The sequence below is a fragment of the Paenibacillus sp. FSL H8-0048 genome (assembly GCF_038002825.1).
GTDB lineage: Bacteria > Bacillota > Bacilli > Paenibacillales > Paenibacillaceae > Paenibacillus_AQ.
Genome location: NZ_JBBODF010000001.1, coordinates 2547528 through 2562890, shown reverse-complemented (window position 1 = coordinate 2562890; position 15363 = coordinate 2547528). Strand labels below are relative to the sequence as shown.

Annotated in this window: 8 protein-coding genes and 1 other annotated feature; of the genes, 3 read left to right on the top strand and 5 right to left on the bottom strand. The window is 54.4% G+C overall.

The genetic code is table 11. The features are described 5' to 3' along the window. Window positions 1-222: 222 nt before the first annotated feature. Window positions 223-2622: a type I pullulanase gene (pulA, locus tag NSU18_RS11000; RefSeq protein WP_341149011.1), complete on the top strand. Its 2400-nt coding sequence runs from the start codon at window positions 223-225 to the stop codon at window positions 2620-2622. Window positions 2623-2852: 230 nt separating this feature from the next. Here the strand turns inward: pulA and NSU18_RS10995 are convergent, their stop codons facing one another. From NSU18_RS10995 to NSU18_RS10975, 5 genes are all read right to left on the bottom strand, one after another. After that, the gene (locus NSU18_RS10995) at window positions 2853-4496 is read right to left on the bottom strand and encodes a sensor domain-containing diguanylate cyclase (protein ID WP_341149010.1); all 1644 of its coding nucleotides are present in this window, start codon (window positions 4494-4496) and stop codon (window positions 2853-2855) included. 491 nt (window positions 4497-4987) lie between these two features. After that, window positions 4988-6160: an ABC transporter permease gene (locus NSU18_RS10990; protein ID WP_341019797.1), complete on the bottom strand. Its 1173-nt coding sequence runs from the start codon at window positions 6158-6160 to the stop codon at window positions 4988-4990. Next, window positions 6157-6858: an ABC transporter ATP-binding protein gene (locus tag NSU18_RS10985; RefSeq protein WP_341149009.1), complete on the bottom strand. Its 702-nt coding sequence runs from the start codon at window positions 6856-6858 to the stop codon at window positions 6157-6159. Before NSU18_RS10985 ends, NSU18_RS10990 begins: the two co-directional genes overlap by 4 nt. After that, entirely contained in the window at window positions 6855-8339 is a 1485-nt protein-coding gene (locus tag NSU18_RS10980; RefSeq protein WP_341149008.1) for an efflux RND transporter periplasmic adaptor subunit, read from the bottom strand. The genes NSU18_RS10985 and NSU18_RS10980 overlap by 4 nt, the downstream gene beginning before the upstream one ends. Further along, entirely contained in the window at window positions 8336-10882 is a 2547-nt protein-coding gene (locus NSU18_RS10975) for a hypothetical protein (protein ID WP_341149007.1), read from the bottom strand. The genes NSU18_RS10980 and NSU18_RS10975 overlap by 4 nt, the downstream gene beginning before the upstream one ends. Before the next feature lie 186 nt (window positions 10883-11068). Then, window positions 11069-11357: a binding site (T-box leader), on the top strand. Between the two features lie 59 nt (window positions 11358-11416). Here NSU18_RS10975 and pheS point away from each other — a divergent pair. Together pheS and pheT are read left to right on the top strand one after the other, a co-directional pair. Next, complete coding sequence (pheS, locus tag NSU18_RS10970) at window positions 11417-12451, top strand: phenylalanine--tRNA ligase subunit alpha (RefSeq protein ID WP_076158794.1); 1035 nt, start codon at window positions 11417-11419, stop codon at window positions 12449-12451. Between the two features lie 345 nt (window positions 12452-12796). Further along, entirely contained in the window at window positions 12797-15241 is a 2445-nt protein-coding gene (gene pheT, locus NSU18_RS10965; RefSeq protein WP_341149006.1) for a phenylalanine--tRNA ligase subunit beta, read from the top strand. Window positions 15242-15363: the final 122 nt, after the last annotated feature.

The following is a 15363-nucleotide window of genomic DNA, read 5'->3' as shown; positions in this document are numbered from 1 at the left end:
ATATAGGATATATCCGGTGACACAATTCACCCTTAACCCAGACCTGTGAACATACTGTTACATATTATATAAAGAACCCTATGTAGCAATTCCGGCGTCATCCGCTTGCAGAGCTGTGCAAGTACAAAGTATTAGTTAAGGAGAATGTGGACATAGCTTGATAGTAATAGAATGATAGTTATCCGGAAGTATTACGGATGAGCGTAGGGATGGTGAATAACAATGAGCAGCAAATATATACAAGCAGAACAAGAAATCGATACCTATCAAGGCAATGACCTCGGGTTGACCTACACAGCGGAATATTGTGTATTCAAAGTCTGGGCGCCAACAGCCTTCACAGTGTCGCTCGTATTATATGCAACAGGCGGAAACGGGCTGACTCCGCAGACCGCTGATTTCAAGGACAGCGGCAAAATTCTCAGTATGGAGCGCGCTGAGGGCGGGGTGTGGACGATCCAGGTTCCCGGTAACCTCAAGGGAAAATATTATATGTACCGCGCCGTATTTGCCGACGGGTCGATTAATGAAGCGGCCGATCCTTATGCAGTAGCTGTGTCGGCCAATGGAACGCGGACAGCCATCGTGGATTTATCCGAGACAAACCCGGACAGCTGGGAGAACGATGCTTCTCCGGTGCTGCCGCATCCGGCAGATGCTGTAATTTATGAGCTGCATGTCCGTGATTTCTCATCAGACCCTGGCTCCTGTCTGACGTATAAGGGGAAATTCAAGGCCTTCACCGAGACCGGCCTGCGGGATGAGGCAGGTCATCTGCTGGGCATTGATCATCTGGCTGAGCTGGGCATCACGCATGTTCATCTGCTGCCGGTGTTCGACTACCAGACGGTAGATGAGCTGGGCAAGCCAGGGGAAGAGCCTGCGTCCTCCATCTTCACAGACTATAACTGGGGCTACGATCCCCAGCACTATAATGTGCCGGAAGGCTCCTATAGCACAGACCCGGCTAACCCCCTTAGCCGTATCCGGGAATTCAAGGAGCTAGTCCAGGCACTGCACAGCCGCGGTATCTCGGTGATTATGGATGTAGTCTACAATCATACCTATGGCTTCCAGAAGGGACCCTTCCAGCCGCTGGTGCCGGACTACTACTACCGTCATGATCAGAGCGGCCGGCTCTCTAACGGCTCAGGCGTCGGCAATGAGCTGGCTACAGAACGGCCGATGGTCCGCAAGTATATCAAGGATTCCCTGTCCTACTGGGCTAAGGAGTACCATATTGACGGGTTCCGTTTCGATCTGATGGGGCTGATGGACAGTGTGACCATGCGCGAGATTACCGAGGAGCTGCGGCTGGAGATTAATCCGGCGCTGCTGATCTATGGTGAGCCGTGGACAGGCGGCGACTCGCCGCTTGCCGCCAAGACGCTGAAGGGCGTGCAGCGCGGCAAAGGCTACGCTGTCTTCAACGACAACTTCCGCGCGGCCATCAAGGGAGACAGTGACGGCTGGGGCAAAGGCTTCGTGACCGGGGAATACGGCAAAGAAGGCGCGATCGCGTCCGGGGTGAGCGGGGCGATTCATGAATTCACCGATGCGCCCACAGAGACCGTGAACTATGTAACCGCACATGATAATCTCAACCTGTGGGACAAAATTCTGGCTACCCGGGGACTGCGCGGGGAAGCCGGACTGCCGGAGCTTGAAGGCGGCAAGCTGCGGGGCGGCGGGGATCTCAAGGCCGCAGTAGAGCAGGCGAATCCGTATGTGGGAGTAGATCCCGAGAATGTGCTGGATAATGAGACGGTACGCCGTTCGTTGCTGGCTAACGGAATCATTCTGACCTCGCAGGGAATTCCGTTCCTCCATGCCGGGGATGAGCTGCTCCGCAGCAAATACGGAGATCATAACAGCTACCGCAGCCCGGACTGCATCAATGCGATCCGCTGGGAGAACAAGAGCAAATTCATTGCAGTCTTTCAATATTACAAAGGTCTGATTGAGCTGCGCCGGACACATCCGGCCTTCCGCCTGCACGGGCGTCAGGAGATTGAACGCAGTCTGGAGTTCCTGCGCTGTGACAGCGGAGTCGTTGCTTACAGACTGAAGGATCACGCCGGCGGAGATACATGGAATAATATCGTGGTGATCTATAATGCCAATATGGAACCGGTCACCCAGTGCCTCCCGGAGACCTCCGGCTGCTGGAACATCGTAGTTGATCATACCCATGCCGGACCGGAGGCCTTCCGGCAGACGGATAACGGCAGTATAGAGGTCGCAGGACTGTCGATGATGGTACTCTATGATAAATACGGGGAGCCTGAGCCGAGATCGAAGATTGTAGAAGTTCATTATGACCGCCCGGACGGCGATTACCGGGGCTGGAATCTCTGGGTGTGGGGTACAGGCATTCAGGATGGGCAACGGGACTTCCAGCACATGGAGGAGGGGCATGCCGTAGCACGGATTGAAGTGCTGCCGGGGACCTCAAGGGTGGGCTACATCCTCCGGCTGAATGACTGGGAGGAGAAGGACGGCACCGCTGACCGCTTCATCGACTGCTCGGGCAGCGGGGAGCAGGTCATCAAGGTGACCGTCCGGGAGCGTAGTCCAGAGCATAGGACAGAGCTGGCTGATCCGCTGCACCAGACCAGCTGAAGTAGTATAAGAGCTGATTAGCTCCATCCCCTGGGGGAGGGGGCTAATCAGCTCTTTTTGGCTGTTTAAGAAATTATGATTTTCTTCTATTTATAGAGAAATCCTGCAAGAAATGCAACAAATTCTCTATACAAGCGGCTGGTGAGAGAAGGCATCAGCATCCTTCACCCGTAGGGGATGATTTTGTACATTAAAGTAGCCCTGCTATAGGGATTTAACATCTGCTGGTGCTAGTTCCGTTGATCACTGTACTTCTTATCCACATGCTCACTGTACAGGTTAGCCTCATTGCCGCCATGGTTCTTGGAGCGGTACATCGCAAGATCGGCGGCACGGAGCAGCTCATTGATGCTGCTGCCGTGCTGCGGGTACAGAGCCACGCCAATGCTGGCAGAGGTGTGGAAGCTGGAGCCCTGGTTGACGGACCAGGATTTGTTGAACAGCTGGAGCAGACGGTTCAGCAGCTCGTCCAGCATTTGCGGGCTGCTGAACCGGTGCAGCACCACGGCGAATTCATCCCCGCCGATCCGGAAGGCCTGGCCGGAGCCCTTCACAGTCTGCTGCAGCTCCCGGGAGAGCAGCTGCAGGAATTCATCTCCGGCCAGATGGCCGAGCGTATCATTCAACTGCTTGAACCGGTCGCAGTCCAGCAGCGCCACAGCGATTTCCTGCCGGCGGTCCTCGGGCTGGTTGATCAGGTTCTCCATGTACATTTTGAAATGGGCACGGTTGGGAATCGCCGTCAGATGATCATAGAAGGCCAGCTTGTGCAGCCGCTCCTCATATTGCTTGCGCTGGGTAATCTCACGCGAGACCAGCATGAACTGTGCCGGGAAATTACGGCTGCCCGCAATCGGGGTAACCTTGGTCTCCAGCCATACCCAATGACCTTCGGCCGAACGCATGCGCAGCTCGGATATTCTCGGTGAAGACTGCACCACGCTCTTGAGCTTGGCCCAGGAGATCTCGGCTTCACGGATATAGTTGGAGAGCGGTGCTCCTTTGCTTGGCACATAGCCCAGTGCAGCTGCATGGGAAGGCGAGGCATACAGGATCAGACCGTTCGGATCTGTCAGCACAATGAAGTCGGACATCGTCTCACCAATCAGCTGGTAGAGCGATTGCTCGTCCTGCATTTCGTTCTGCAGGGAGATCAGCCTGCGGCTGAGATAGATGATAACCAGAACAAGCAGGAACAGGAATACGGAGTAGACGGCGAACAGGGAGCTTTTGAGATTATTGAACTCTGTCATTACCTGGCTTGCATAGGTATCAATCTTGTCCTCTGCCTGATTCAGACCTTCACGTACTTCATTCAGCTCCGTATGTATGGCGAGGGAAGAATAGGAAGCAGGATTCCAGCTGCTCTGAACCCGCTGCGAGATCAGCTCACGGCCGTTATCTCTCCATGCGGTAAGCGTAGTTCCGAAGTGATCCAGCTCATTCCTCAGCTCGTCCAGCAGCAGCTCGCTCTGCTTCATTCCATTGAACGGGCTCTTCACCGCATCCAGATTGTAGCGGGCGGTATTGACACGCTGCAGCGCCTGGGCATTATTGTCCTCGAATTCCTGCGACAGTGTACTGCGCTGCGCACTGGTCAGCGTCCCGCCGACTGTGGTCTGAAGCGCTAGGGCTGCCTGATACAAATCGCGGTCGGCATTCAGAATGAGCTCGGAATTCTGGTAGACATCACTGTATAAGGAATCGGATAATTTGTTCATCGTATGATTCAGAATCAGCAGGGAGGCCACACTGATCCCAACCAGAAGAACGGTGATGGACGTGAATAATATAATCAGTCTGCGTGTACTTGTGTTTTCCGAAAAAACGGCCACTGTCATCCTCTCCCCGCACAGAACTTTTGCAAATCTCATGGGTGTAGCTTTGGTGCATGCGAAACTTATCCTTATGCGGAATATGGCTTCATGCAGGCATGTAAGAGAGTATACGTTAGCGAGTCCTAGAGAGCAGGGGAAGAAAGAGGCAATAGACAGAATAACTTCCGGTTAGATCGCGGTTTCTTTTCACCAGTATATAGGACATCCCTTAAGCAGAGCAATCGCTGAAAAAATAATAAGCCCCGTCAGCCTCCACTGCGGATGCACAGGCCGTAAAGCAGACCCTGGAGCCGGAGTGGAAACAGTGGAGACATATCCGTTACAGCCGATACCAAGAACTAGTATGTATACTTAACTACTATGTAAAGATATTCTGACCTTTGAGTCCTATTACCCACTTTTACTGCAAACGATACCCCTGTGGTATCAATTGTGCATTAAAAATATAACAGAAAAATCCGCCAGCCCAGGGATCTGAGACTGGCGGATGGAACAGCAGATTATAAACTGCAGGGTATAGGAGGATGCTACTCGTTGCGCAATGCATAGATAGGGCGCATTCTTGCAGCCTTGCTTGCAGGAATCATTCCGAAGACGACACCGATAATCAAGGAGAAGGAAAAGGAGATCAGCACCATATTCCAGGAGTGTGCCACATTCAAGGCGGTATAATGACCGACAGCCCAGCTGGCACCAAGTCCCAGTGCGACTCCGATCAGCCCCCCGGTTCCGCTTAAGACTACGGATTCGATCATGAACTGCATCATAATGTTCTTTTTTTTGGCACCGATGGCCTTGCGGATGCCGATCTCTCTGGTTCGCTCATTGACCGAGACGATCATAATGTTCATAATCCCTATCCCGCCTACAAATAACGAAATACCGGCGATACCGCCAAGGGCCATGGACAGAGTGGAGCTGGTCTCATTCACCGTTTCCAGCATCTGCCGCGAATCAAAGACAGAGTAAGCATTCTCGGCTGCACTGAATTTGGCAGTAAGGCTGGCCTCCAGCTTGGCTTTGACCTCATCCACATTGTCATTGGAAGTGGTGGTGAGCGTAATGGAGCGGACTCCCTTGCTCTGCAGGAACCGTTCGGCTGTAGAGATGGGGATCAGCAGCTTCTCGTCGCTTGAACCGATGCTGGTGGAGCCTTTACTCTCCAGCAGCCCGACGATTTTGAAGCTGCTTCCGTTGATCTGTACCTTTTGGCCTACAGGATTATCTGTACCGAATAGATCCTCCGCTGTATCTGATCCGATTAACGCAACCTTCTGCCGGTATTCTGTATCCATCTCAAGCAGGAATCTTCCGGATTGCACATGGAAATCCTGGACCTCTTCGTACGCAGGTGTAATGCCTTCTACGGATACGGAAACGTTCTCGGTACTGTGCTTGGCGGTTACGTTCCCGGAGATGATCGGGGATACATTATCCACCCCCTCAATCTCACCCAGCGCCAAGGCCTCCTCGTAGGTTAGCGAAGTGGTGGCACCGCGGCCCATAATGTTGACGGTCAGCTGGTTGGTTCCCAGGGAGCTTAGGGATTCTGTAATCTGTGAGGTAGTGCCCTGACCCACAGCGACAAGTGCAATGACGGAGGAGACCCCGATAATGATGCCCAGCATGGTAAGAAAGGCTCTTATTTTGCTGCTGAGGATACTCTTGAAGGCCATTTTCATACTCTGGTACAGCATCATGAGTGCATCACCTTCCGATCCTCTACAAGATCCCCGTCCTGAATCCGGATCACCCGTTTGGCCTGCTCGGCAATCTCCAGGTCATGCGTGATCAGAATAATGGTATGCCCCTGCCCGTTAAGCTCCTTAATCATCTGCAGAACCTCCTTGCCTGTCTTGGAGTCCAGTGCTCCAGTCGGTTCGTCGGCAAGAAGAATAGGAGGGGTTCCGGCAAGCGCGCGGGCAATGGCCACACGCTGCTGCTGGCCTCCGGACAGCTCGGAGGGACGGTGATTCATTCTGCTCTCCAGGCCTACCCGGACCAGGGCATTGCAGGCAATTTCTCTGCGCTCCCTATGGGACATTCCACGGTAGATCAAGGGCAGCTCCACATTCTCTACCGCTGATAATTTCGGCAGCAGATTGAAGTTCTGAAAGATGAAGCCGATCTTCTCGTTGCGGATCTGGGCCAGCTTGTTGTCAGACAGCCTGCGGATCTCCTGGCCGTCCAGGAAATAATCGCCTTCATTGGCGACATCCAGGCAGCCCAGCATGTTCATCAGGGTGGACTTGCCAGACCCTGACGGGCCGATGATCGCCACGAATTCACCGTGATGAATGGTGAAGCTCAGGCTCTTCAGAACTGTCATCGATTCTCCGGCCATCGTGAAGCTGTGCTGCATATTCTCAACCCGGATCAGCGGTTCTGGTGAGGTCATCGTCCGCCACCGCCCCCGGAGAAACCGCCCCTGCTGCCCCCGCTCCCGCCGGGAAAGCCTCCGCTCCCTCCGGTCATTCCTCCGCCGCCGAAGCCGCCCATACCACCCATACCACCCATGCCGCCTTGCTGCGGGGAGGTGGTATTGCCTGAGGAAATCACGGTGGGGAGGATCACTTCATCCCCTTCGCTTAAGCCGCTGACGATTTCGATGCTGCTCTCATTGTGGATACCAGTCTCCACAGCCACCCGCTGCGTGCCGGTGGCATTGCCCGAAGCACTCCGGCTTCCGGCCTCCCTGCCGGAGAAACCGGCGCCAGCCGGAAATTCACCGCCGGGAAACGCTCCGCCCCCGGCTTCTCCGCCGCCCTGAGGGTATCCGCCGCCTTGACCGCTTCCGCGGGCAGCTCTGCCGCCGGTCTGGCCTGCTTCTCCTTCCGGCCGGCTTTCGCCTTGGCCGCCGGGAGCCTGTCCGTCTGCCGCGCCACTCTCAGCAGACTTGGAGCCAGCCGCCCCGTTACCAGAAGTTTTAGTGCCTGATTCATTTCCTTCGGTCACCGGTACACTGACGAAGGATTTCCCGTTTATCTTCGTTACAGCTTCGATGGGAACGGTCAGAATATCCTTCTTCTCTTCAATCGTAACCGCTACCTCCGCAGACATGCCGATAAGCACACCCTCCGGGTTATTTAATCCTACAGTGACGTTGAACAGGGAGACACCATTAGAAGAGGTTCCTTCTTTGGCGATATCTATAACTTTACCGGTAAAAGACTTATCCTCAATAGCATCCAGTGTAATGGTGGAGGCTTGATTGAGCTTGATTTTGGGGATATCCAGCTCGTCTACCTGAACGGTTACGCTTAGGTTCACGTAGTCGGTCATGGTGAACAGCTCTGTACCATTCTGGGCCTGTTCACCGGCCGTAATATTCACGGCAGTGATCGTTCCATCGATCGGAGCGGTCAGCGGATCAGGCGGAGCCATATCTTCATGGATGTCAGCGATGGATTCCTGCTGGTCTGCGATATCGCTTTTGGCCTTATCGATGGCCTTTTTTGCCGATTCCAGCTCTTCCTCTGTCGCATTATTCATAGCCAGCGTCTTGTAGCTCTCCTGTTTATTCTCAAGCTCTGTCTTGAGATTCTCCAGTGACTTCGTGGCTTCCTTCAGCTTATCATCCAGATCGGCTGCGGCAAATGTGATCAGCACATCGCCTTTTTTAACGACATCGCCTTTCTTAACCCTGACCGTATCGACCTTCCCGGCTTCTTTGGTGCGGATGCTCTCGCTGTTGATCGCCGATACTGCACCTGAACCCGAGACATCCACCAGGATATCTCCCTTACTGGCAACTGCCGTATTCAGCGGAGCGGCATTGATCTGCTGATTCTGATCGGGCCAGAGCCGATAGCCCGCAATCCCTGCAATAGCAACGAGGACTAGGGCTGAAGCGATAATGATGATCTTCTTTTTGTTCATTTTACGGCTCCTTCAGTGGAAGATGTAGCTGCTTTGGCGGTAACCTCAAGGGAATAGGCCTGGCTGGCGAGCTCCGTCCGCATTCCCTGGAATTCATCATAGAATTTAAGGGCGTAGGTGCCGGAGGTGAGATTTTTGAACAGGGCGCTGGTAAGTGTTGTGGAATAAGAGTTGTTTGTTCCCAGGGGCAAGTCGGTTCCGAGCGTCAGAGTTTTCTCATGAGACTGTCCATAAGGATCGATAACCTGAAGGATGAGCTTATGCTGGAAAGCGCCTGTCTGGAAGGTAGTATCCTGATTGAGATTATAATTGAACGCCACAGCAATGCTGCTTTCGCCTTTGGTGAGTTCGCCGGTAGAGCTGGTAACTGCCAGTGTATAAGGGAAGATAGGGACGGAAGTCAGATTGGTCAAAGGCGTAACCTCTGCCGGAGCCAGGGTCAGCGCTGCAGTATTCACATACCCCGTTGCAGCCGTTCCTGCGGCAGTCAGCTTGCCGTCCGCAATCGACTGGCTGATATACAGCTGAAGACCTGCCGTGTCCAGAGCGGCCGGAACTTTTGCCCAGAAGGTGACGAGTGTGTTGCCCTCAGGGCTGGTTGGAAGCTCGGACTGGCTTACGGTTGCTTCAAAATATTGCCCGTCAGCGGTCCTGAACTGTGCGTACAGACGGGCCAGATTGGCCTGCCGGACTTCGTCGCTGTTCATTTCCACTTCGCTGTACACCAGGTTCGAGCCGGTTCCTGTATACAGGAGGGTGGAACGTTCCTTCACGGTGGCTTGTTTGCCGGTGGCCGTAATCTTGAAGGCTTCCCCTGCAGCCAGCGGAGCTACACTCTTAACGGCACTGTCGCTTGTGCTGAGAGAGAGGAACTGCGACACTTCTGTACCCTTGGTCTCCTGGAGGATGAGCTTGACTTGTCTGAAATCCAGGGTGTATGGAATATGGCCTTGAACAGATATCTGTGTGCTGGCACCAGGGGCAAGGACTGAAGAGCTGTTGCCTGTATAAGTCTGTGAAGAGGAAGTGAGATCCATCTGATCCACCAGGAGTATTCCGGTAAAAGCAGGCAAAGTAATGGTCTTGGACGTTGCATTGCGTATCGTTAGTACAGCCTGCACCAGATCCTCGCTGCCCCAAGGCAGACGCAGCAGGGAGTCCAGAGAGACAGCGAACGTGCCGTAGGTATTGGTTACGCTGGTCTCGGCGGCGAGATGAATCTGGCTCTCCGGCGTATAAGGGATGCGGAAATAGGCCACAGGCAGTGTTACCTTATCCGCGCTGGCTGCAGGAGCAATCATGCGCAGCTCCAGCGAATTCTGAGCCAGCTCCAGCGGAACACTGGCGCTCAGCTCAATCAGCTTGTCTTCCAGCGGCTTCAGGGTCAGGCTGCTCAAGGCTGTGGACGTCACCGGGAAGCTATAGCCTTCCGCCGACTGGACGTTAAGCTCATAAGCAGGCAAAGTAACCGCTGTGCTGCCGGTATTCTTCACCCGGAGCTGATAGCTCCACACACCGTTCCCGTTATCCGCATGCACAGCTGCCTTCAGCAGCTGCATGTCCACGATATTGCTGTCGATGGAGACCTTTTTGGTATAGCCCGCCGCTACAGTGAAATCTGCGGTTACCGCAGCCGGGAGTGCGTAGGAAGAGACAGGCAGGTACAGCTTGAGTCCTTCATCCAGCTTGGCGATCTGCAGCGTCATCTTGCTGAGATTCATGTAGGAGGGGATCTCGGTCATATAATAGAGCGTCTTCTTCTCCTGAGGCTGCAGCTTGAATTCGGAGCTGCTGTCATCCAGTGTAAGTGTGAAGACAGAGCCGCCTGAGGATTTCAGGTACAAGGTATAGCCCGGATCTGTAAGCACTTTGGTACCCAGATTGGTTAGGCTAAGCCCGACCTTGGCATAGACTTTGCCGTTATATTTGTAGATTTGCACGGATTCGGCTTTGGTGGCGGCTGTAATGCCGCCAAGTTCCACCTTCCGGGTCTCCCCTGTAAGCGAGGACAGAGAATAATTGGCTGGGACCGTGAACGTGCCTATACGCTGTTCATAATTAGCGGCGCTGAAATTCCAGCCGTATATGTTGATTTTAAGTCCTTTCACGGAGGCGGCAGTTCCAATATTCGCATAGTATGTAAGGCTGGTGCTTTGCTTTGCGGGGATTTTCTTGACTGTACTGTCTGCGCTGACCGGTATTCCCTTGATGACGCTGCCGCCCGCAGTTACAATTTTGGAGAAATAGTCCGCCAGATTGACGCTGCTGCCGGCAGTATTGGTGTAGGTAAGCGTGTAGGTGAGAATATTACCGCCGGTTTGGCTCTGAATTCCTACATGGCTCAGCTTCACCTGAAGCGCGGTGCCGAGCTTGAGCGCACTTAGACCGGTGAGTGTGGAGACTTCCGTGACCGTACTTGCTGCTGAGGCAGCCGTTGAACCGGAAGAAGCAGCATAGGCCGTGGTTCCCGGGCTTCCTGCGGTTTGAATTGCGGCAAATGTGCTGAGCAGCAGCAGAACAAATGCTTTTTTTCGTGTAAGCATGTAATTTCCTCCTTGAATGATCTCATAAGGCAAAATATCAACATTGACTGAATGCCCGCTGAAAAAAGAGCCTTCAAACCGCGCTGAAGCTTAAAGGAAGCTTAAAAGAAGATAAAAAATAAGCGGAATTTGCGCGGCTTGTCAAACGGGCTGTTTTTGCATATAATAGATGGGCATATAATCCGCATACATGCAATGATGGAGAAGAGTACGCAGTGCCTGGCTTACAGGGAGGAAGCGCCGCAGATTGAGAGCGTTTCTAAGAGAGCAGAGCTGCCGAAGTTCACTCCGGAGCAGTTCCCTGAATGTGCCTCAAGGCTTCCTTGGAGAGCGCTAGTAGGGGGGACCGGCCGCAGACCGTTATTTCTGTATAAAGTGAGACAGGTCTTTGCCGCACCGAAAGAGGGAATATTGCTCTTAAGGGAAGCGTACGGCCGTCTAACAAGGGTGGTACCACGGTCTTTTCGTCCCTTTACCGGGAGGAAAGGCCTTTTTTTGTTGAACAATACGAGATTTGAGGGGGCAGTACAAGCCATGAAAGACAAATTGGAAGCACTGAAGGCCGAGGCACTGACGAAGCTGCAGGCGGTATCCGATCCGCAGATTCTGAATGACCTGCGCGTCAAATACCTTGGCAAAAAAGGCGAGCTGACAGAGGTTCTGCGCGGTATGGGCGGACTAAGCGCGGAGGAGCGTCCGGTGATCGGTCAGGTGGCCAATCTGGTGCGCAGCGCCATTGAAGAGGTGATCGGCGCCAAGCAGGAGCTGTTCCAGCAGCAGGAGACGCAGAACCGTCTCAATGCAGAGAAGGTCGATGTAACTCTGCCGGGCCGCGGCATGCCGCAGGGCGGGATTCATCCGCTTAGCCGGGTGATTCAGGAGATCGAGGATATTTTCATCGGCATGGGCTACAAGGTGGCGGAAGGACCGGAAGTGGAGACCGATTATTACAACTTCGAGGCGCTTAACCTTCCGAAGAACCATCCGGCCCGCGATATGCAGGATTCCTTCTATATTACGGAAGATATTCTGATGCGCACACAGACCTCGCCGGTTCAGATCCGTACCATGCAGGCGATGAACGGGGAGACTCCGGTTAAGGTCATCTGTCCCGGCAAGGTGTTCCGCCGTGACGACGACGATGCGACTCACTCCTTCCAGTTCCATCAGATTGAAGGTCTGGTGATCGGACGCAATATCCGCATGAGCGACCTGAAGGGTACCCTGCAGCAGTTCATGAAGGAGATGTTCGGTCCTAGCGCGGGCATCCGGCTGCGCCCAAGCTTCTTCCCGTTCACCGAGCCTAGCGTTGAGGTGGATGTAAGCTGCTTCAAATGCGGCGGCGAAGGCTGCCGGCTCTGCAAGCAGAGCGGCTGGCTGGAGATTCTCGGCGCGGGTATGGTACACCCGAATGTGCTGCGGATGGGCGGCTACGACCCTGAGGTCTACAGCGGCTTCGCGTTCGGCATGGGCGCTGAACGGATTGCGATGCTGAAGTACGGCATCGATGACATCCGTTATTTCTACACGAATGATATGGGCTTTGTGAAGCAGTTCAAGGGTATTTAGGGATTTGGCGGGTGTGCGCTGGGGCGTGTTGGACGGATATTGTTAAGCCGGAGGGATGACGGCAGTGCTACTTAAATGACTGCGATTGAAGGACCGGAGGGGAATTTTGGAACTGGAGGAGCGATAGCGACCGCCTTTGTCTGCGGATTTCAACCGTATTAACGGGATGAATTCAAGAAATCTGCAGACAACAGCGGCCGGAAGTCCAAAACTTCTCTGGAGGAACACTGCAATGCAGAATTTTTTTGCGCGAAGTTGACGTGGGCTTGTTTATATCCGCTTCCGCACCCCGGAACAACCGGCATGGAGATCAATACATCTGAAACAAAAAGGAAGTGTGCGATTATGAAAGTATCAACCGCCTGGCTGGCCGATTATATATCGCTGGAAGGGGTGACCGCAGTTAGCTTGGCGGACAAAATCACTACCGCCGGCATCGAGATTGACGGAGTAGAACGCCGCAACAAAGGGATTTCCGGGATTGTGACCGGCTACGTGAAATCCAAAGAAAAGCACCCCGACGCCGATAAGCTGAATATCTGCATCGTCGATGCCGGGCAGGGCGAGGATCTGCAGATCGTCTGCGGAGCGAAGAACGTCGCAGCGGGCCAGAAGGTTCCGGTCGCGCTGGTGGGCGCCAAGCTGCCGGGCCTGGAGATCAAAAAAGCCAAGCTGCGCGGCGTGCTGTCGCAGGGGATGATCTGCTCGGCCAAAGAGCTGGGCCTGAACGACAAGCTGCTGCCCAAAGAGCTGCAGGAGGGCATTCTGGTGCTGCCGGAGCAGACCGAGGTGGGCCAGGATATTCTCAACGTGCTCGGACTGAATGACGAAATCCTTGATTTCGATCTGACACCGAACCGTTCTGACTGTCTGAGCATGATTGGTGCCGCTTATGAGGTAAGCGCGGTGCTGGGCCGTGAGCTGAAGCTGGCTGATCCGGCGGCAGAGCTCGTGGAAACGGGCGGCAAGGCTGCGGACTCCATTACGGTTACGATTGAGGATGAGGCGTTCTGCAGCCATTATGCCGTGCGTTATATTGCCGGAGTGAAAACCGCGCCGTCCCCGCTGTGGATTCAGAACCGCCTGATGGCGGCCGGGGTACGTCCGATTAACAATATCGTGGACATCACCAACTACGTGATGCTGGAATACGGACAGCCGCTGCATGCATTTGACGGCGGGCAGGTCCAGGGCGGAACCATCGGTGTACGGTTTGCCCGTGAAGGGGAACGACTGGTAACCCTTGACGGCCAAGAGCGCAAGCTTGAGCCGCAGATGCTGGTCATTGCCGACGGTTCAGGCGCAATTGGCCTGGCTGGAGTGATGGGCGGACTGTCTACAGAGGTTACGGCAGACACCGTTAATATCGTACTGGAATCAGCCAAATTCGATGGCGGAACGGTACGCAAGACCTCGCGTCAGCTCGGTCTGCGCTCAGAAGCGTCCCAACGGTTCGAGAAGGAAGTCGACCCGAATGCGGTAATCCCTGCGCTTAACCGCGCGGCTGCACTGATTGCCCGGTATGCCGGAGGAACGGTGCATGAAGGGATTGTCCAGGCCGGAAGTGTCGCTGGTCAGGAGAAAGTGCTGCAATTATCGCTGGAGAAGCTGAACCGCTATCTCGGGACAGATCTGTCATTGCTGGAAGTAAAAACCCTGTTCGGACATCTGCATTTCAAGTGCGGTGATGCGGCTCAGGGAATCGTCGAGGTCGAGGTGCCGACACGGCGCGGAGACATTACGCAGGATGTGGATCTGATTGAAGAGATCGCCCGCTTATACGGCTATGACAACATTCCGACCACCCTGATCGAAGGCACAACAACACCGGGTGCGCTTACCAGACAGCAGTCTCTGCGCCGCGAGCTGCGCCGCCTGCTCTCACTGGGCGGATATCAGGAGGTTATGGGCTATTCCTTCATCCAGCCGGAGCAGAGCAAGCTCTTCCCTATGCTGGCGGAAGGCAAGCAGTCAGTGAAGCTGGCGATGCCGATGAGCGAGGAGCGCAGCGTGCTGCGTACCAGCCTGCTGCCGCAGCTGCTGGACATTGCCCTCTACAACACGAACCGCCGCCAAGGCGATCTGGCGTTGTTCGAAATAGGCAATGTGTTCTTCACGGAAGAAGAAGTCCTTACCCGCCAGCCGAGCGAGCTGCCGGTGCTGGGGCTGCTGCTGAGCGGTACGCGTGCAGCCAAGCAGTGGAACGTGGCTGCTGAGCCAGTGGATTTCTTCGACCTCAAGGGGGTGCTGGAGACTGTATTTGCGCATCTGGGCCTTACGGATCGCGTAGTCTACGAAGGGGACGCGCCTGAAGGCTATCATCCGGGACGCTCTGCTTCCATCTATCTGCTTCAGGCAGAGGGCCGGGTGAAGATCGGTTCGATGGGGCAGCTTCATCCCGAGCTGCAGCGCCGGATGGATCTGGAGGATACCTACGTATCCGAAGTCCTGCTCCAGCCGCTCTATGATGCGGCGCGCGCCCAATTGCAGTATAGCGAGCTTCACCGCTTCCCGGGCATGGAACGGGATATTGCGGTGGTAGTGAATGAGGCAGTACCGGCAGGCGACCTGATCGCGGCGATCCGTGAGCACGGAGGTACTCTGCTGCAAAATGTGCAGGTATTTGATATCTACACAGGAGGCAAGATGGAGGCGGGTAAGAAGAGCGTTGCCCTGTCGCTCTTGTACCGCCACACCGAGCATACGCTGACTGACGAAGAGGTTGTGGAAGTGCATGATAAAGTGGTCTCTGCGCTTGAACAAACTTTTGGTGCAGAATTAAGAAAATAGCAGGAATTGTGCAAAGCCGCAGCGAATCCATTTAGAAACAGAGATTCGCTGCGGCTTTTCTGTACCCATCTGAAGTGCGGAGGAACATGCAAATAAATGCAATGGACGCGTGCTTTTGCCAA

Coding starts and splice junctions, on each gene's coding strand:
- pulA (WP_341149011.1), top strand. CDS start 223: ATGAGCAGCAAATATATACAAGCAGAACAAGAAATCGATACCTATCAA.
- NSU18_RS10995 (WP_341149010.1), bottom strand. CDS start 4,496: ATGAGATTTGCAAAAGTTCTGTGCGGGGAGAGGATGACAGTGGCCGTT.
- NSU18_RS10990 (WP_341019797.1), bottom strand. CDS start 6,160: ATGATGCTGTACCAGAGTATGAAAATGGCCTTCAAGAGTATCCTCAGC.
- NSU18_RS10985 (WP_341149009.1), bottom strand. CDS start 6,858: ATGACCTCACCAGAACCGCTGATCCGGGTTGAGAATATGCAGCACAGC.
- NSU18_RS10980 (WP_341149008.1), bottom strand. CDS start 8,339: ATGAACAAAAAGAAGATCATCATTATCGCTTCAGCCCTAGTCCTCGTT.
- NSU18_RS10975 (WP_341149007.1), bottom strand. CDS start 10,882: ATGCTTACACGAAAAAAAGCATTTGTTCTGCTGCTGCTCAGCACATTT.
- pheS (WP_076158794.1), top strand. CDS start 11,417: ATGAAAGACAAATTGGAAGCACTGAAGGCCGAGGCACTGACGAAGCTG.
- pheT (WP_341149006.1), top strand. CDS start 12,797: ATGAAAGTATCAACCGCCTGGCTGGCCGATTATATATCGCTGGAAGGG.